The following is a 17,023-nucleotide window of genomic DNA, read 5'->3' as shown; positions in this document are numbered from 1 at the left end:
GGTGTCCCCCATGTTCTTCACCCGCAAAGCGACCGAAATGGTGCGTCCCGAGGATGCGCTGCCGGGTCGACCGACGCCATTGCCGACGGCCGAGACGCATTTCATCTCGGGTCTGCCGCTGAAATCGGCGGTGCCCGAGGGCATGGCCGAGGCGATGTTCGGGATGGGCTGCTTTTGGGGCGTGGAGCGCAAGTTCTGGGCCGTGCCGGGGGTGTGGCTGACGATGGTCGGCTACGCCGGGGGCTACACGCCGAACCCGACCTACAAGGAAACCTGCACCCAGTTGACCGGACATAACGAGGTGGTGCGGGTGATCTATGATCCCGCGGTGGTCAGCTATGAGCGGTTGCTGAAGCTGTTTTGGGAAAATCACGACCCGACCCAAGGGATGCGGCAGGGCAATGACGTGGGATCGACCTACCGGTCGGGGATCTACACCTACACCCCCGAGCAGGAGGCGGCGGCGAAGGCGTCGAAGGCCGTCTACCAGACAGCTCTTGCTGCGGCCGGGCGGGGTGCCATAACCACGGAAATCGTGCCGGTTCCGACCTTCTATTTCGCCGAGGATTATCACCAGCAGTATCTGGCGAAGAATCCTGACGGCTATTGCGGGATCGGCGGCACTGGCGTGACTTGCCCGATCGGCACCGGCGTCACCGCTTGACCCTGCCGGAGGCCGGGGCTATCCGGCCCCGGCACCCCGAAAGGTTCACCGATGCCCACCTATTCCGCCCTGACCACCCTGCCGGGCGAAGATGCCGCCCGCGCCCTTGCCGATGTGATGGAGCGCATGACGCCGGAGCCGACCGGTGTCGGGGTGTTCGAGATCGAGGATGGTTCGGGGCTGTGGGAAGTTGGCGCCTACTTTCTTGAAGCGCCCGACATGGTGATGCTGGAAGTGGTGGCGGTGGCCTTTGGCGCCCGGCCCTTTGCGGTGTCGGAGATCCCCGAGGTGGATTGGGTTGCCAAGGTGCGGCGCGAATTGAGCCCGGTCGATGCGGGGCGGTTCTACGTCTATGGCTCGCACGATATCGAGGCGGGCGCTGCCGCCAAGGCCGCTGGCCGGGTTGCGCTGCAGATCGAGGCGACCGTGGCCTTTGGCACCGGGCATCACGGCACGACGCTGGGTTGCCTTCTGGCCTTTGACGGCCTGCTGGCGGCGGGCAAGCGGTTTGCCAAGGTGGCCGACATCGGCTGTGGGACCGCGGTTCTGGCGATGGCCGCTGCGGCGACGCTGCCCGATGCGCTGGTGATCGCATCCGACATCGACCGCGTGGCGGTGGATGTGGCTGAGGCCAACGTGGCGATCAACGGTCTGCGGGGCCGGGTGGAATGTCTTGAGGCGGCTGGTTTCCAGCACCCCAGACTGGCCGAGGCGGGGCCGTTCGACCTTGTCTTTGCCAATATCCTGAAGGGGCCGCTGATCGAACTTGCCCCGGACATGGCCCGGCAAGTGGCCCGCGGTGGGGTGGTGATTCTCTCTGGACTGCTGGTTGTGCAGGCCGAGGCAGTGATCGCGGCCTATGAGGCGGCAGGTTTCCGTTTGCATAGCCGAAACGATCTTGGCGAGTGGTCGGCATTGGTTCTTGAGCGGACCTAATTAACTGCAACTGCTCGCTTTTTGTGGCGAGCCCAAGGCAGAAGCTTTGACGTGCCGCACTTTTGCCGCAAAGTAGCGCGAACCTATTTTGGTACACAATTTTCTCGGCAGGGATTGATTATGTGGGTAGATCCGAACCTCAATGACTTCTACAGCCGCGTATCGCGGATCGAGAAGGCCCATGCCAAAGGCTACGGCTTCGAGGCGCCCGGAACTCTCGGACGCTCGGCGCTTGGCAACCGCAAGGCGCGCAGCTGGAAGTTCCTCAAGCCGCTGGCGATTATCCTGCTGATGGGTGCCGGGCTGAAGGGCATGATCCACTACTACATCGGTGCCGAAACCTACCAGCTGCGCGTCGATGCGCTTGCGGTTGGTCAGGGCTTCGATCCGGTCGGCAGCTGGCTGATGCAGGCTGATCCGGTGACGGTCTGGATTTCGGGCCAGTTGCAGGCCGCACTGCCGCGCTGACCCGTCCGGTCCACGAAATGCAAAAGGCCGCATCTTCGGATGCGGCCTTTGTCATTCTGGCGGGAGGATGGGCCGATCAGCGGCCCATCAGATCCACGTCGCCGCGGCACAGGCCGATATCGTCAAGTTCGCGGTCCGACAGCTTGCCAAGGGCGCGGCGGGTGATGCGGGCATCATTCCAGGCGCCGATTGCGGCAAATGCACGGGTCATGCCGTTGATGGCACGGTAAGTGGTGATGGCGCCGAGGGGCGCCGGGCGGGTCGTATCGACGGCGGCCATGGCGGGTATCCTTTGTTCTTATACTGCACAATACGGAGGCTTATTCCTCCATGCAGTGCCAGATAGTCGTGCTGCATGTGCAAAGCAAGGCGAGCAATTGGCAATGCCGGGTTGCAGCCAGTGCATGACTTCTGTCGCAATTTCGTCATGTTTTTCAGGGCGTTCCTGACGGAGGGCGCGATTTCGTCGGTTTCGTGAGCCGCCCTGTCGCTTTCTGCATTTGCATAATGGACCGCAGGACCGGTCGCAAGTGGCGAAAGCGGTTGGCGGATGTTCCCTATTCGTGCTAATCCGGCGCCAAGAGCAAGAAAAGAGGGCAGGCATGCGCGTCATCGGCATTGATCCGGGTCTGCGAAACCTCGGCTGGGGGGTGATTGACGTGGCCGGGGCGCGGCTTAGCCACGTGGCGAACGGCATCTGTCATTCGGCGGGCGAGGATGGCGATCTGGCGCAAAGGCTGCTTAGCCTGTTCGATCAGTTGACCGCCGTATTGAAGACGCATGCGCCGGATGCAGCCGCGGTGGAGCATACGTTCGTCAACAAGGACGCGGTGGCGACGTTGAAGCTGGGGCAGGCGCGGGGGATTGCGCTGCTGGTTCCGGCGCGGTTCGGGCTGGTGGTCGGGGAATATGCGCCGAACGCGGTGAAGAAGACGGTCGTGGGCGTCGGGCACGCAGCGAAAGTGCAGGTCGACCACATGGTGCGGTTGCAGTTTCCGGGGGTGCAGATCGCCGGGGCCGATGCGGCGGATGCGCTGGCGGTGGCGATTTGCCACGCGCATCATCTGCAATCGGCGGGCCGGTTGCAGGCGGCGTTGAGGGCGGCGGGATGATCGGCAGGATTTCAGGGCGGCTGGACTGGCGTGGGGCCGACCATGTGCTGATCGACGTGCGCGGGGTCGGGTACATCGTGCATGTCAGCGACCGGACACTGGCCGGGATGCCGGGGTTTGGCGAGGCGGTCAGTCTTTATACAGAGCTTCTGGTGCGGGAGGATCTGCTGCAGTTGTTTGGCTTTCCGACCATGCTGGAGAAGGAGTGGCACAAGCTTTTGACCACTGTGCAGGGAGTCGGGGCGAAGGCCGCGATGGCGATCCTTGGCACGCTGGGGGCCGAGGGCGCGGCGCGGGCGATCACGCTGGGTGATGCGCGCGCCATTCAGGCAGCGCCGGGCGTGGGGCCGAAACTGGCGCAGCGGGTGATCCTGGAGTTGAAGGCCAAGGCGCCGGGGGTGATGGCGGCGGGTGTGTCGCTGGCGGCGGTTGCCGTGGCCGACGACGTGGTGATCGAGGCCGAGGCGCCGCGTGCCGCGCCAAGGCCCGCCGCAGGTGCGGCGCGGGCGGCGGTGACGGCGGATGCGTTGTCGGCGCTGTTGAACCTTGGCTACGGGCAGGGCGATGCGGCGCAAGCGGTGGCGACGGTGGCCGGAGACCAGCCCGAGGCCGATACCGCGACGCTGATCCGCGCCAGCCTGAAGCTTTTGGCGCCGAGGTAAGCAATGGAACCTGATCCAGCATTGCGCCCCGAAAAGCTGCCCGAGGATATGGACCGTGCCTTGCGCCCCCAGATGCTGGCCGAATTCATCGGGCAGGCGGAGGCGCGGGCGAACTTGGCCGTGTTCATCGCCAGCGCCCGGATGCGGGGTGAGGCGATGGACCACACGCTGTTTCATGGGCCGCCCGGTCTGGGCAAGACCACGCTGGCGCAGATCATGGCGCGGGAGTTGGGGGTGGGCTTTCGCATGACCTCGGGCCCGGTGCTGGCCAAGCCCGGCGATCTGGCGGCGATCCTGACCAACCTGGAACCGCGCGATGTGCTGTTCATCGACGAGATCCATCGCCTGTCGCCGGTGGTGGAGGAGGTGCTGTATCCGGCACTGGAGGATTTCGCGCTGGATCTGGTGATCGGCGAGGGGCCGGCGGCGCGGACGGTGCGGATTGATTTGCAGCCCTTCACGCTGGTCGGGGCGACGACGCGGCTGGGGTTGCTTACGACTCCGCTGCGCGACCGGTTCGGGATACCGACGCGGCTGGAGTTCTATTCGGACGCGGAGTTGTTCGAGATCGTCAGCCGTGGGGCGCGGTTGATGGGGGTTGAGGCGGCGCCGGAGGGGTGCCGCGAGATTGCCCGGCGGGCGCGGGGGACACCGCGGATTGCGGGACGCTTGCTGCGGCGGGTGGTGGACTTTGCGCTGGTCGAGGAGGGCGGCAAGATCAGCCGGGCCTTGGCGGACCGGGCGTTGACGCGGCTCGGGGTGGACCAGTTGGGGCTGGATGGGGCGGACCGTCGGTATCTGACCTTGCTGGCCGAGAATTATGGCGGCGGGCCGGTCGGGGTGGAGACGATCGCGGCGGCGTTGAGCGAGCCGCGGGATGCGATCGAGGAGGTTATCGAGCCTTACCTCTTGCAGCAGGGGCTGATTTTGCGGACGCCGAGGGGGCGGATGCTGGGGATGAAGGCCTGGCGGCATCTGGGGCTGGAGCCGCCGAAGGGGCCCGAACCCGGAAAGCCGGGGCAGGCGGATCTGTTCGAGGCGTGAGCCCGTGTCCCACGGTGGGACATTTTCTGGAATAAATGAAATCAATGGGTTGGATCGGTCATTTAGACCTTGTTAAGCCCTTGCGCTTCCCAGCGGCGCCCGCGGTGCCTTGATTTCGGACAACGCGCAGCGGTAAGGCTGCGCCCGGGTTTCATCAGGGGTGGCACATGGAAGCGTTGGGGCCGGAGGCGGTGCAGGCGTTGTTCACGCGCGGCGACGGGCAGTATCTTTTCGCGCGTTGGGGGCGGCCCATCGTGCCGGTGGTGTTCGGCGTGGAGGCAGAGACGCTGCCCGTCATCAAAGGCGCGTTCGAGGCGGTGGTTACGCTGGCCGGGCACAAGATGGCCGAGACGGACCCGGAACTGGGCGCGAACCTGATGGTGTTTTTCGTGCGCGACTGGGCCGAGTTGCCTGAGGTGCCTGACCTGGACCGGTTGGTGCCGGAGTTGCGCCCGTTGTGCGACAGGCTGGCTGCGGCGGATGCGAACCAGTACCGCATCTTTCGGTTTGATCCCGACGGGGCGATCAAGGCGGCCTTCGTGTTCCTGCGGATGGACGCGCATCTGAGCGCGGTTCCGGCCGAGGTGCTGGCGCTGGCGCAAGCGGTGCAGACGATGCTTTTGTGGTCGGACCGGGCGTTTACGGACACCTCGCCCTTGGGCCGGGTGGGGGATCAGGTGATCCTGCGGCCCGAGATTGGCGCGGTCATACGGGCGGCCTATGATCCGGTGCTGCCGGTGATGGCGCGGGACGCAAGCCATGCGCTGCGGCTGGCGGCACGGATCGGGCGCACCTCCTGACCCTGTCAGGGCGCGGTGAGCGGGATCACCGAAAGCGACATCTTGCCCGAGCCTTGCGTCACCTCGGAGGCATGGGCGAGGTAGATCAGACTGTTGTTCGCCTCGTCGAAAATGCGGGTCACGCGGACGGCCTTGAGGATCAAGGACTGGCGTTCGGAGAAGATATCCTCGCCTTCCGGGCCGCGTTCGATGTCGCCCAGAACGATGGGGCCGGTCTGCACGCAATCGACGGCAGAATAGGACGGGTCTTCGAACCAGTTGCCCTGTTGCAGCCGGTCGAACACCGAGCGTTCGAAATAGGCGATGTGGCAGGTGACGCCCTGCACGGCGGGATCGGCGAAAGCCTCGATCACCACATCGTTGCCGACCCAGTCTACGCCGACGCGGCCAACCTCTTCGGCGAGGGCGGGGGTGGCAAAAAACGACAGGATGGCGAAAAGGGACGCGCGCATGGGGAAACCTCGGATCGGGGAGGGAGTGAACGTGGGGCTTTGCTGCGTCCGGCACAAGGGCCTTTGACGGCACGGCCGAGGGCGCGCTAAGGCTGGCGGGCCGTATCTGTCGGAGGAAAGCGTGGCCCACCTCTTTGCCCTGCGCGTCTATTACGAGGATACCGATCTGGCCGGGATCGTCTATTACGCGAATTACCTGAAGTTCATCGAGCGGGCGCGGACGGAATGGGTGGCGTCACTGGGCATCGACCAGATGGCGCTGCGCGCGTCCGATGGCATCGTCTTTGCCGTCAGGCGGGTGGAGGCGGATTACCTGCGGCCCGCGAAGTTTGCCGATGATCTGTTGGTGGAGACGGTGTTGCAGGCAGCAACCGGCGCGCGGCTGGTGCTGGAGCAGACCATCAGTCGGGGTGGCGAGCGGCTGTTTCAGGCGGTGGTGACGCTGGTCTGTCTGAGCGAGACGGGCGCGCCGGCGCGGGTTCCACCGCAGGTTCGGCTGCGGCTTCTGGGGCAGGTGCATTAGCGCGGTCGGGCGGCAAATCCCCGCTGCACGCAGACTTGTGTTGGCATTCGCCCTGTAACCTTGATAGAATCACAGGTAACGGAGCCGAGAAACGGCCCGATCAACAAGAGCAGGCGTATGGAAACGGACACCCTTGCGATGGCGCAGGAGATTGATTTCTCCATGCTCGCCCTTTTTGCACGTGCAACCCTGACGGTTAAGATCGTCATGATGATGCTGATGATCATGTCTTTCTGGTCATGGGCGATCATCATTCAAAAGCACATCATGTTCCGCAAGGCGCGTGGCGAGGCGACGGTGTTCGACCGGGCGTTCTGGTCGGGCGAGCCGCTGGACGAACTGTTCGAGAAGATCGGGCCGGACCCGCAGGGGCAATCGGAAAAGATCTTTGCGGCCGGGATGCTGGAATGGCGGCGCAGCCACAAGCAGGACGGCGGGCTGATCGCGGGCGCGCAGGCGCGGATCGACCGGGCGATGGACGTGGCGATCAACCGCGAAAGTGAGCGGCTGAACACCGGGCTGGCGTTTCTGGCCACTACGGGATCGACCGCGCCGTTCATCGGCCTGTTCGGGACGGTCTGGGGCATCAAGCACAGTTTCGAGCAGATCGCGATTTCGCAGAACACCAACCTTGCCGTCGTGGCGCCGGGTATTGCCGAGGCGCTGCTGGCGACCGGCGTGGGCCTGATCGCGGCAATTCCGGCGGTGGTGTTCTACAACAAGCTGAATTCCGACAGCGAGCGCATCCTTGGCGGCTATGAAAGCTTTGCCGACGAGTTCGCGACGATCCTGTCGCGCCAATTGGACGCCTGAGCCGTGGGGGCCGGGGTCATCAAGGGCGGCGGGGGCGGCGGACGCCGGGGGCGGCGTCGCGGCAAGGCGGCGGCGATGAGCGAGATCAACGTGACGCCCTTCGTGGATGTGATGTTGGTGTTGCTGATCATCTTCATGGTGGCCGCCCCGATGCTGACGGTGGGAGTGCCGGTTGAACTGCCGAAGACGGCCGCAAGCGCGCTGCCGACCGAGCAGGAAGAGCCGCTGACGATCTCCATCACCGCGGCGGGCACGCTGTCGATCCAGAACACCGAGGTTGCGGACGGCGAGATGATCCCGAAGTTGCAGGCGATCGCGGCGGAGCGGACGTCGAAGAAGGTGTTTTTGCGTGCCGACGGGTCGATCCCGTATGAGCGGGTGGCGCAGGTCATGGGCGCGCTCAATGCGGGCGGCTTCAACGAGATCGGTCTGGTGACAGACGCCGAGGGACCGACCTTCGGCAGCGGCAACTAAGGGCGCAGGGTGCAGATGCGGGTGCAGCCGAGGGTGCAGACTGGCACGCTGGTTTCCGGGCTTGGCCATGCCGGGCTGATCCTCTGGGTGATCCTGGGGGATTGGCTGTTTGCGCCTGCACCGGCCGATCAGGTGATCGTCACCCAGGTGTCGATGATGACGAGCGCGGAGTTCGATGCGCTGCAGGCGGCGGCCTCGACCCCGACGCCTTCGGAGGAGCCCGCGCCAACGCCGAAGCCGCGCCCGAAGCCGGTGGTGGAACCCGAACCCGTGCCGGAGCCAGCACCGGAGCCCGCGCCCGAGCCCACCCCCGAGCCGGTGGTAGAGCCGACACCCGCGCCCGAGCCGGTACCGGAAGACCTGCCGACTGCGGCGGAGGAGCAGTTGCTGCCCTCGCCCAGCCAGGAGGAGCAGGCGGTGCCGGATGCGGCGGAGATCGTAGCACCCGTGCCTACCGACGTGCCGGAGGATGCCCAGACCTCGGACACCCCGACGCCAGCGGTCAGCGACCAGCCGACCGAAGAACCTGTGGTGCCGCAGGAACAGACCGAGGCAACCGTGGCCGAAGATACCGGCACGGTGCTGGAGACCGAGGCCAACAAGGATCAGACCGAGGCCTTGGGCATGACCGCGTCAATACGTCCGCGCGCAAAGCCCGAGCGTCCGCCGGAGCCAGCGCCGGAAGATGTGGCGGCGGAGGTGGCGGCTGCGGTCGATGCGCCGACCGAGCAGCCCACCGAAGAACCGGCGGCAGAGGCACCGGCGGAGGACGCCGTGGCGGACGCGCTTGCCGAAGCCTTGGCCGAGGATACCAGCGAAGCCACCAGCGACACCGGCGGGTCGGACCTGCCGCAGGGGCCGCCGCTGACCGCTGGCGAAGTGGGCGATGTGCGCAGCGCCATCGGCAACAAATGGAACCTTGGATCGGCCTCTACCGACGCCTTGCGCACGACAATCGTGGTGCGGGTGAGCTTCTCGCCCGAGGGGCAGCCGACGGATATCGAACTGCTGGAATCCGATGGTCCGACCGAGGCCGCCACTTCGACCGCGTTCAGCGCGGCGCGGCGGGCGGTGCTGCGGGCCTCGCAGGACGGCGGAATTCCGCTACCCGCGGACAAATACGACACTTGGCGCGTGCTTGATCTGGTTTTTGACCCCAATGGAATGAGGCTGAGATGACAGGTCATGCGTTAATCGAGGGGCACTTGTCGTGTGTCTTTCCCCTTCCTTGCCGCGCCCTGGGTGGGCTAAACGAAAAGAAAAACGGAGCATGAGGCCCATGAGATCAGTTTTCCGCGCAATCCTTCCGGTCGGGGTGGGACTTGCCCTTGCGGTCGGGCTTGCGCTTTCAGGTGCGGCCCCGGTGCTGGCACAGAACGCGCCGCCGCGCATCGTCATCGGATCGGGTGTCATCGAGCCGATGCCGATTGCGATTGCCGGGTTCATCGACGAAGGCGGCGCGGGGGATTACGCCCGCGAGATCAGCCGCGTCGTGCAATCCGACCTTGAAGGCACGGGTTTCTTCCGCGCGATCCCGGAGGATGCGCATATCAGCCGCGTCACTTCGTTCGACAGCACGGTGGCCTATGAGGACTGGAAGGCGATCAACGCGCAGGTTCTGGTGACGGGCGCGGTCAGCGTGTCGGGTGACCGCATCACGGTGAAGTTCCGCGCGCATGACGTGTTCAACGGCACCACGCTGGAAGGGGCGGCCTTGCAGTTTGCCGGCACCACGCAGGGCTGGCGGCGGATGGCGCATAAGGTGGCGGATGTGGTCTATTCCAAGATCACAGGCGAGGGCGGCTATTTCGACAGCCGGGTGGTGTTCGTGTCTGAGTCCGGTCCGAAGAACGAGCGGCTGAAGCGGCTGGCGGTGATGGATTACGATGGCGCGAACGTCCAATATCTGACGGACAGCGCCGCCATCGTGCTGGCGCCGCGGTTTTCGCCCACCGGCGACCGTATCCTTTACACCAGCTACGAGTCCGGTTTTCCGCGCATCACCCTGATGGACGTGGGCAGCCTTGATCGCCGGTCGTTGGACGAGCAGCCCGGCACGATGACTTTTGCACCGCGCTTTTCGCCTGATGGCGGCACGGTTGTATTCAGCCTTGAACGTGGCGGCAATACTGACATCTACGCGCTGAACGTGAGTTCGGGCGGGTTGTCGCAGCTGACCAACGCGCCGTCGATTGAAACTGCGCCGTCGTTCAGCCCCGATGGCAGCCAGATCGTGTTCGAGTCTGACCGCACCGGCACGCCGCAGATCTATGTGATGCCGGCAAGCGGAGGTGAAGGGCAGCGGATTTCGGGCGGGCAGGGGCGCTATGGCACCCCGGTCTGGTCGCCGCGCGGTGACCTGATCGCGTTCACCAAGCAGAACGCGGGGCGGTTCCACATTGGCGTGATGCGGTCGGACGGCAGCGAAGAGCGTCTGTTGACGGCATCTTTCCTTGACGAGGGTCCGACCTGGGCGCCGAACGGGCGTGTGCTGATGTTCACCCGTGAGACCAGCGGTGCGGGCGGTCAGGCGAGCCTGTGGTCGGTGGACATCACCGGGCGGAACCTGAAACAGATCCCGACCGAAGGCCCGGCATCGGACCCGGCATGGTCGCCGCTTTTGCCATGAATTGTGACGCGCCGCCGATTCCCTTGGCGGCGCGAAACTGCTAGAGTCGCCGCAATTCAAGCGTAATCGAGCCAAAAAGCCCAATCGAGCCAATAAGAAGGAAGAAATCCATGAGTTTCGCAGTGAAGTCGCTTCTGCTGGTGGCCACGCTTGCCCTTGCCGCCTGTAACAATCCTGACCGGTATGGTGCCGGTGGCGCTGGCGGGGCCGGTGGTGCGGGCGGTGCCGGGGGCATCGACACGACCGGTCTTGGCGACCCGAACGATCCGGCGTCGATCGCCTATTTCAACCAGCGTGTCGGTGACCGGGTGCTGTTCGCGGTGGATCAGTCCACCCTGACGCCCGAGGGCCGCACGATCCTCGCCGGTCAGGCGCAGTGGCTGATGACGAACGCAGGCTACGCCGCGATCATCGAAGGCCACGCCGACGAGCAGGGCACGCGGGAATACAACCTTGCCCTTGGCGCGCGGCGCGCGGCGGCGGTGCAGAACTTCCTGATCAGTCAGGGTGTGCAGGCCAGCCGTCTGCGCACGATTTCCTACGGCAAGGAGCGCCCGCTGGAAGTGTGTTCGGAAGAGGCCTGCTACGCCAAGAACCGCCGCGCCGTGACGGTGCTGGCGGCGGGCGCGGGGGTCTGACGTGAAGCGGCTCTGCCTTCTGGCGATGCTGGTGATGGTTCCGGTCGGCGCGTTTGCGCAGGACCGGACCCAGACCTTGGCCGACATTCGTGCCGAACTGGCGTCGCTGGCGGCGGAGTTCAACGCGCTGAAGGCGGAGCTTGTCGCCTCGGGGTCGGCGGCGAACGGGGCTGCGGGGGGTGATGCGCTGACCCGGATGGACACCATCGAGGCCGAGTTGTCGCGACTGACCGCGCGGACCGAAGAGGTGGAATTGAAGCTGAACCGGGTGGTGGCGGATGGCACCAACCGGTTGGGCGATCTGGAGTTTCGCCTGTGTGAGGCGACCGAGGGTTGCGACCCGATGACCCTTGGCGAAACCTCGGTTCTTGGCGGCGATGCAGGGGCTGCGGCGACGCCGGTGCCCGCGACGGGAACGGAACCGGCGGTTGGCACGGATACCGGTGCCGGTGGCGCGGAGCTTGCGGTGGGTGAACAGGCAGACTTTGACCGGGCCAAGGAGGTGCTCGGCACCGGTGACTTTCGCGGTGCTGAATCGCTCTTTGCGACCTTTACCCAATCCTATCCTGGCGGACCGCTGACGCAGGAGGCGCATTACCTGCGCGGCGAGGCGCTGACCAACCTTGGTGAGACGTCGAATGCGGCGCGGTCGTATCTGGAAGCGTTTTCCGGGAACCCCGAAGGGCCGTTCGCACCGGACGCGCTGTTGAAGCTCGGTGAGGCGCTGGGTCAGTTGGGTCAGGTGCAGGAAGCCTGCGTCACGCTGGCCGAGGTTGGCGCACGCTATCCCGGCAGCATCGCGGCGACGCAATCGAGTGTGGCGATGCAGGGACTTGCGTGCCAGTAGAGGCGCGGCTGACGGGGCTGGTGCGCGCCGCCCTGCCCGGCGATCAGACGGTGGGAGTTGCGCTTTCGGGCGGCGGGGATTCCGTCGCCCTTTTGCATCTGTGCCGTGTGGCGGGGGTGGCGGTGGAGGCGGTGACGGTGGATCATGCCTTGCGCGCCGAGAGCGGGGATGAGGCGGCGGCGGTGGCGACGGATTGCGCGGCACTTGGCGTGCGGCACGAGGTGCGGGTCTGGCGGCATGGCGCGGTGGGTGGCAACCTGATGGATGCGGCGCGGCGGGCGAGGCTCGGGTTGATCCGTGATTGGGCTGTGGAGCGGGGGATCGGCGTGGTGGCCTTTGGCCATACGCGCGACGATCAGGCCGAGACGCTGTTGATGGGGTTGGCGCGGGCGGCGGGGATCGACGGGCTGGCGGGGATGCGGCCCAGTTGGACAGAGGGCGGCGTGCGGTTCGTGCGGCCCTTGCTGGACGCCGGGAGGGATGAGTTGCGCGGCTGGCTGAAGGCGAAGGGCATCGCTTGGATCGACGATCCAACGAACGAGAATGACCGATTTGCGCGAGTGCGGGCGCGCAAGGCGCTGGCGGTGATGGAGCCGCTTGGGATTTCGGCGGAGGGGCTTGCCGTGGTGGCGCGCAATCTGGCCGAGGCGCGCGAGGCGTTGGACGCGGCGACCGCAGATGCGGCGGCGCGGGTGGTGGCTGAGGCTGCGGGGGCGCTGACTTTTGATGCGGCGCGGTTTGCGGCGCTGCCGGGCGAGGTGCGGCGGCGGCTGGTGGTTGCGGCCTTGGCTTGGGTCTCGCGTGCCGGTTATGCCCCGCGTGCAGATGCAGTGGCGCGGCTGGCGGCGGCGATCATCGAGGGGCGCGATGCGACGCTGTGGGGCTGCCGGCTGCGGTGCGGTGTTCTGATGCGCGAGGCGAAGGCAACCGCGAGCGGCGCTGGTCCGCTGTGGGACGGGCGCTGGGTCATCGAGGGGCCGTGGCGGGCGGAATTGGAAGTTCGGGCGCTGGGAGCGGCGGGTTTGCGCGCTTGCACAGATTGGCGCGCGACCGGGTTTTCACGCGACGTTCTGGCGGTGACGCCGGGCATCTGGGCCGGAGAGACGCTGGTTGCGGCCCCTTTGGCGGGGTTTGCGAACGGCTGGTCGGCACGGATCGACGCACCCTTCCACCTTTTCGGACTATCGCATTGAACCCTTGGCCCGAATGTCTATCTTAGCAACAAGACCGCCGCCCGCTCGGGACGCGCGGATCATTCAGGAGATCCTTCGTGGGTAACGCACGAAACATTGCATTCTGGGTAGTGCTGCTGGTTTTGATCATGGCATTGTTCCAGCTGTTTTCCGGCGGGCAATCGACGATGAGCTCGCGCACGCTGTCCTATTCCGACTTCATCTCGCGGGTTGATGCGGGCGAAGTGACCAGCGTCACGCTGGACGGCGAGCGGGTGATCATCCGCGCCAAGGACGGCCAGACTTATGTGGCGATCAAGCCGGACGGCGAGAACGTGACTGACCGCCTGATCGAAAAGGGCGTCGAGGTTCAGGCCGAAGCGCAGCAACAGTCGGGCCTCATGTCGCTGTTGTCGCTGTGGCTGCCGTTCATCGTGCTGATCGGAATCTGGTTCTTCTTCATGAACCGGATGCAGGGCGGCGGACGTGGCGGGGCGATGGGGTTCGGCAAAAGCCGGGCCAAGCTGCTGACGGAAAAGTCGGGCCGGGTGACGTTTGACGACGTGGCCGGCATCGACGAAGCCAAGGAAGAATTGGAAGAGATCGTCGAATTCCTGCGCAACCCGCAGAAGTTCAGCCGTCTTGGCGGCAAGATTCCGAAGGGGGCGCTGCTGGTCGGCCCGCCCGGCACCGGCAAGACGCTGCTGGCGCGCGCGATTGCGGGCGAGGCGGGCGTGCCGTTCTTCACCATCTCGGGTTCCGATTTCGTGGAAATGTTCGTGGGTGTGGGCGCAAGCCGCGTGCGCGACATGTTCGAGCAAGCGAAGAAGAATGCGCCCTGCATCGTGTTCATCGACGAAATTGACGCCGTGGGCCGGGCGCGTGGCGTCGGCATGGGCGGCGGCAATGACGAACGCGAACAGACGCTGAACCAGCTTCTGGTCGAGATGGACGGTTTCGAGGCGAACGAGGGCGTGATCATCGTCGCAGCGACCAACCGCAAGGACGTACTGGACCCTGCGCTGCTGCGCCCGGGCCGTTTTGACCGCACGATCCACGTGCCGAACCCCGACATCAAGGGGCGCGAGAAGATCCTGAACGTCCATGCCCGCAAGGTGCCGCTGGGCCCGGACGTTGACCTGCGCACCATCGCGCGCGGTTCGCCCGGGTTTTCGGGTGCTGACCTGATGAACCTTGTGAACGAAGCGGCCCTGCTGGCGGCGCGTGTCGGGCGGCGGTTCGTGACTATGGTCGATTTCGAGCAGGCCAAGGACAAGGTCATGATGGGCGCCGAGCGTCGCAGCATGGTGCTGACCGACGACCAGAAGGAAAAGACCGCCTATCACGAAGCGGGCCACGCCATCGTTGGCATGGCGCTGCCGAAGTGCGACCCGGTCTACAAGGCGACGATCATCCCGCGCGGCGGTGCCCTTGGGATGGTGGTCAGCCTGCCTGAAATGGACCGTCTGCAGATGCACAAGGACGAGGCCAAACAGCGCATCGCGATGACGATGGCAGGCAAGGCGGCGGAAATCATCAAGTACGGCGAGGAGGGCGTGTCCTCTGGCCCCGTAGGCGACATCCAGCAGGCGTCGGGTCTGGCGCGGGCGATGGTGATGCGCTGGGGCATGTCGGACAAGATCGGCAACATTGACTACGCCGAGGCGCATGAGGGGTATCAGGGCAACACCGGCGGTTTCAGTGTGTCGGCCGAGACGAAGCGGCTGATTGAGGCCGAGGTGAAGACGCTGATCGACGAGGGTTATGCCGAGGCACGGCGCATCCTTCTGGAGAAATCGGTGGAGTTCGAGCGGCTTGCGAAGGGCCTGCTGGAATACGAAACGCTGACCGGCGACGAGATCCACAAGGTTGTGGCTGGCCTTCCGCTGGACGGGCCTGACGGCGACGACAAGCCTGCATCGGGCGGGGGTGTCACCTCGATCGCGTCGATCCCGAAGACGCGGGCCAAGGCGCCGAAGCCCGGGCCGGAGCCGGAACCGGCGCTTTGAGGACGTGACGACAGCATTGCAGGAAGGCCCCGTGTTCGCGCGGGGCCTTTTGTCTGGATGGCGGAGGGATCGGGATGATCGGGGTATATCGGGCCGACGCGGGGCGTCTGGTCGCAGCGGAGGGCGGGCTGGACGATCTGGCCAGTGCGGTCTGGATCGACATGCACGACCCCAAGGCTGGCGAGGAAAAGCAGGTCGAGGCGGCGCTGGAACTGGATATCCCGACGCGCGAGGACATGCAGGAGATCGAGGTATCCTCGCGGCTTTATGACGAGAGGGGCGCGCTGTTCCTGACCGCGCAGGTGCTGGCCTCGGTCGAGGGGCAGGAGCCGGAGATCGCGCCCGTGACCTTTGTGCTGGCCAAGGATCGGCTGGTGACGGTGCGCTATCATGCGCCGGGTTCTTTCAAGGTGTTCGCCGACCGCGCGATGCGGTCGCCGATGGGATGTGTCAGCGGGCAGGGAACGCTGCTGGCGCTGATGGAGACGATGGTGGAGCGGCTGGCCGACGTGCTGGAAGGCGAGGCGCGCAAGCTGGATGCGCTGACCAAGGCGATCTTCGAGGCGCATCGACCCAGCGGCAAGGCGGCGACGCTGGCGGTAATCTTGCAGCGGATCGGGCGGGCGGAGGATCTGAACGGCAAGATCACGGAAAGCCTGTCGACGATCCAGCGGCTGCTTGGCTATCTGTCGATGCCGTCAGGCCATGCGGCGGAAGCGGCGGTCAAGGGGATCGACCGCGGGCGGCTTAAGGTGCTTTTGCGCGACGTGCGCGCCTTGGGGGAAACTGCGGGCGTGCAAAGCCGCAAGATCCTGTTCCAGCTGGATGCGACGCTGGGGGTGATCAACATCCGGCAGGCGGACATCATCAAGATATTCTCGGTGGTAGCCTTCGTGTTCCTGCCGCCGACGCTTATTGCCAGCGTCTACGGGATGAACTTTGTCCATATGCCGGAGTTGCAGTGGGACTGGGGCTATCCGATGGCGCTGGGGTTGATGCTGCTGTCGGCGGTTATCCCTTGGGCGATCTTTCGGGCCAAGAAGTGGCTGTAACCCGTGCGCAGACAACACCGCGCCTCGTTTCTTTTTCTTCGTCCTTGAGAGGGTCCGATGCCTGCCTTGATGCCAACTGAAATCGTCGGAACCATTGTCTGGCTGGGCGCGCAGCCTGAGCCGGTGGAAAACCTTGTGATCCGCGCCGTGCCGGTCGAGGAGATGCCGCTAAGCTTTGCGGGGTTTGGCGGGGAAAGCCATGCCGGAGTAACGCGCCCCTCGTGCAGCCGGGTGCAAAAGCAGCACAAGCGCGGCACCGAGATCCGCAACGTGCGGCAACTGTCGCTGGTCAGCGCCGAGGAGATGGCCGAGGTGGCCGAAAAGCTCGGGTTGGAGGCGATGGACCATGCCTGGGTCGGCGCGTCGGTGGTGATTGCCGGCATCCCCGATTTCAGTCACCTGCCGCCATCAAGCCGGCTGCAGGGGCCGGATGGGGTGACGCTGGTGATCGACATGCAGAACCGCCCCTGTCAGGAACCCGCCGTGACGATCGAAGAGGCGCGACCGGGGCACGGCAAGCGGTTCAAGACCGTGGCAGAGGGCAAGCGCGGCGTGACGGCCTGGGTGGAGCGGGAAGGAGTGTTGCGGGTGGGCGATGCGCTGACGCTGCACGTGCCGGACCAGCGGGTCTGGGCGCATCTGGACGCAGTGCGGACTTAACGCCCGGTCGCCCTTTGCTGGCACCCGGAGGGTTTCACACCCTCCGGACCACCCGTGGGATATTTTCG

Annotated in this window: 20 protein-coding genes; 18 read left to right on the top strand and 2 right to left on the bottom strand. The window is 65.6% G+C overall.

The window, feature by feature from the left end; genetic code table 11:
* The first annotated feature begins 10 nt into the window (after positions 1-10).
* The 3 genes from msrA to ACROUL_RS17675 all read left to right on the top strand — a co-directional run bounded on the left by msrA (position 11) and on the right by ACROUL_RS17675 (position 2,068).
* Positions 11-664, top strand: a complete 654-nt coding sequence (msrA, locus tag ACROUL_RS17685; RefSeq protein ID WP_431300753.1) for a peptide-methionine (S)-S-oxide reductase MsrA — start codon at positions 11-13, stop codon at positions 662-664.
* Between the two features lie 51 nt (positions 665-715).
* Entirely contained in the window at positions 716-1,600 is an 885-nt protein-coding gene (locus ACROUL_RS17680) for a 50S ribosomal protein L11 methyltransferase (protein ID WP_431300752.1), read from the top strand.
* Between the two features lie 120 nt (positions 1,601-1,720).
* Positions 1,721-2,068, top strand: coding sequence for a hypothetical protein (locus ACROUL_RS17675; protein WP_431300751.1), 348 nt, complete (start codon positions 1,721-1,723; stop codon positions 2,066-2,068).
* 76 nt (positions 2,069-2,144) lie between these two features.
* Here the strand turns inward: ACROUL_RS17675 and ACROUL_RS17670 are convergent, their stop codons facing one another.
* Positions 2,145-2,348, bottom strand: coding sequence for a DUF1127 domain-containing protein (locus ACROUL_RS17670; protein WP_431300750.1), 204 nt, complete (start codon positions 2,346-2,348; stop codon positions 2,145-2,147).
* A gap of 322 nt (positions 2,349-2,670) precedes the next feature.
* Between ACROUL_RS17670 and ruvC the strand changes: the two genes are divergently transcribed.
* From ruvC to ACROUL_RS17650, 4 genes are all read left to right on the top strand, one after another.
* Positions 2,671-3,180, top strand: coding sequence for a crossover junction endodeoxyribonuclease RuvC (ruvC, locus tag ACROUL_RS17665; RefSeq protein WP_431300749.1), 510 nt, complete (start codon positions 2,671-2,673; stop codon positions 3,178-3,180).
* Positions 3,177-3,842, top strand: a complete 666-nt coding sequence (gene ruvA / locus ACROUL_RS17660) for a Holliday junction branch migration protein RuvA (protein ID WP_431300748.1) — start codon at positions 3,177-3,179, stop codon at positions 3,840-3,842. Before ruvC ends, ruvA begins: the two co-directional genes overlap by 4 nt.
* Before the next feature lie 3 nt (positions 3,843-3,845).
* A complete protein-coding gene (ruvB, locus tag ACROUL_RS17655; protein WP_431300747.1) occupies positions 3,846-4,886 on the top strand; it encodes a Holliday junction branch migration DNA helicase RuvB in 1,041 nt (346 codons plus the stop codon).
* A gap of 167 nt (positions 4,887-5,053) precedes the next feature.
* The gene (locus ACROUL_RS17650) at positions 5,054-5,686 is read left to right on the top strand and encodes a hypothetical protein (protein ID WP_431300746.1); all 633 of its coding nucleotides are present in this window, start codon (positions 5,054-5,056) and stop codon (positions 5,684-5,686) included.
* A 5-nt stretch (positions 5,687-5,691) separates the two neighbouring features.
* Here the strand turns inward: ACROUL_RS17650 and ACROUL_RS17645 are convergent, their stop codons facing one another.
* Entirely contained in the window at positions 5,692-6,138 is a 447-nt protein-coding gene (locus ACROUL_RS17645) for a CreA family protein (protein WP_431300745.1), read from the bottom strand.
* 121 nt (positions 6,139-6,259) lie between these two features.
* On the opposite strand from ACROUL_RS17645, the gene ybgC reads away from it, so the two are divergent.
* The 11 genes from ybgC to ACROUL_RS17590 all read left to right on the top strand — a co-directional run bounded on the left by ybgC (position 6,260) and on the right by ACROUL_RS17590 (position 16,955).
* Positions 6,260-6,661 carry a tol-pal system-associated acyl-CoA thioesterase gene (ybgC, locus tag ACROUL_RS17640; protein ID WP_431300744.1) on the top strand — a complete coding sequence of 134 codons (402 nt, stop codon included), beginning with the start codon at positions 6,260-6,262 and terminating at the stop codon, positions 6,659-6,661.
* 117 nt (positions 6,662-6,778) lie between these two features.
* On the top strand, positions 6,779-7,474 hold the full coding sequence (gene tolQ, locus ACROUL_RS17635; protein WP_431300743.1) for a protein TolQ: 696 nt from the start codon (positions 6,779-6,781) through the stop codon (positions 7,472-7,474).
* Positions 7,475-7,477: 3 nt separating this feature from the next.
* Entirely contained in the window at positions 7,478-7,948 is a 471-nt protein-coding gene (gene tolR / locus ACROUL_RS17630; protein ID WP_431300742.1) for a protein TolR, read from the top strand.
* Positions 7,949-7,963: 15 nt separating this feature from the next.
* Positions 7,964-9,127 (top strand): cell envelope biogenesis protein TolA, encoded by a 1,164-nt coding sequence (locus ACROUL_RS17625; protein ID WP_431300741.1) that lies wholly within the window; start codon positions 7,964-7,966, stop codon positions 9,125-9,127.
* A gap of 100 nt (positions 9,128-9,227) precedes the next feature.
* Complete coding sequence (gene tolB, locus ACROUL_RS17620; RefSeq protein ID WP_431300740.1) at positions 9,228-10,577, top strand: Tol-Pal system beta propeller repeat protein TolB; 1,350 nt, start codon at positions 9,228-9,230, stop codon at positions 10,575-10,577.
* A 110-nt stretch (positions 10,578-10,687) separates the two neighbouring features.
* Positions 10,688-11,215, top strand: a complete 528-nt coding sequence (gene pal, locus ACROUL_RS17615; protein WP_431300739.1) for a peptidoglycan-associated lipoprotein Pal — start codon at positions 10,688-10,690, stop codon at positions 11,213-11,215.
* Position 11,216: 1 nt separating this feature from the next.
* Positions 11,217-12,062 (top strand): tol-pal system protein YbgF, encoded by an 846-nt coding sequence (ybgF, locus tag ACROUL_RS17610; RefSeq protein WP_431300738.1) that lies wholly within the window; start codon positions 11,217-11,219, stop codon positions 12,060-12,062.
* Entirely contained in the window at positions 12,053-13,255 is a 1,203-nt protein-coding gene (gene tilS / locus ACROUL_RS17605; protein ID WP_431300737.1) for a tRNA lysidine(34) synthetase TilS, read from the top strand. Before ybgF ends, tilS begins: the two co-directional genes overlap by 10 nt.
* A 77-nt stretch (positions 13,256-13,332) precedes the next feature.
* On the top strand, positions 13,333-15,243 hold the full coding sequence (ftsH, locus tag ACROUL_RS17600) for an ATP-dependent zinc metalloprotease FtsH (RefSeq protein ID WP_431300736.1): 1,911 nt from the start codon (positions 13,333-13,335) through the stop codon (positions 15,241-15,243).
* A gap of 74 nt (positions 15,244-15,317) precedes the next feature.
* Positions 15,318-16,295, top strand: a complete 978-nt coding sequence (locus tag ACROUL_RS17595) for a magnesium transporter CorA family protein (RefSeq protein WP_431300735.1) — start codon at positions 15,318-15,320, stop codon at positions 16,293-16,295.
* Positions 16,296-16,352: 57 nt separating this feature from the next.
* Positions 16,353-16,955, top strand: a complete 603-nt coding sequence (locus ACROUL_RS17590) for an MOSC domain-containing protein (RefSeq protein ID WP_431300734.1) — start codon at positions 16,353-16,355, stop codon at positions 16,953-16,955.
* The last annotated feature ends 68 nt before the right edge of the window (positions 16,956-17,023 follow it).

Source organism: Tabrizicola sp. BL-A-41-H6 (assembly GCF_050632395.1).
Taxonomy (GTDB): domain Bacteria; phylum Pseudomonadota; class Alphaproteobacteria; order Rhodobacterales; family Rhodobacteraceae; genus JAUYQR01.
The sequence above is the reverse complement of the archived record's forward strand: the minus strand, read 5'-3'. Positions and strand labels throughout refer to the sequence as shown.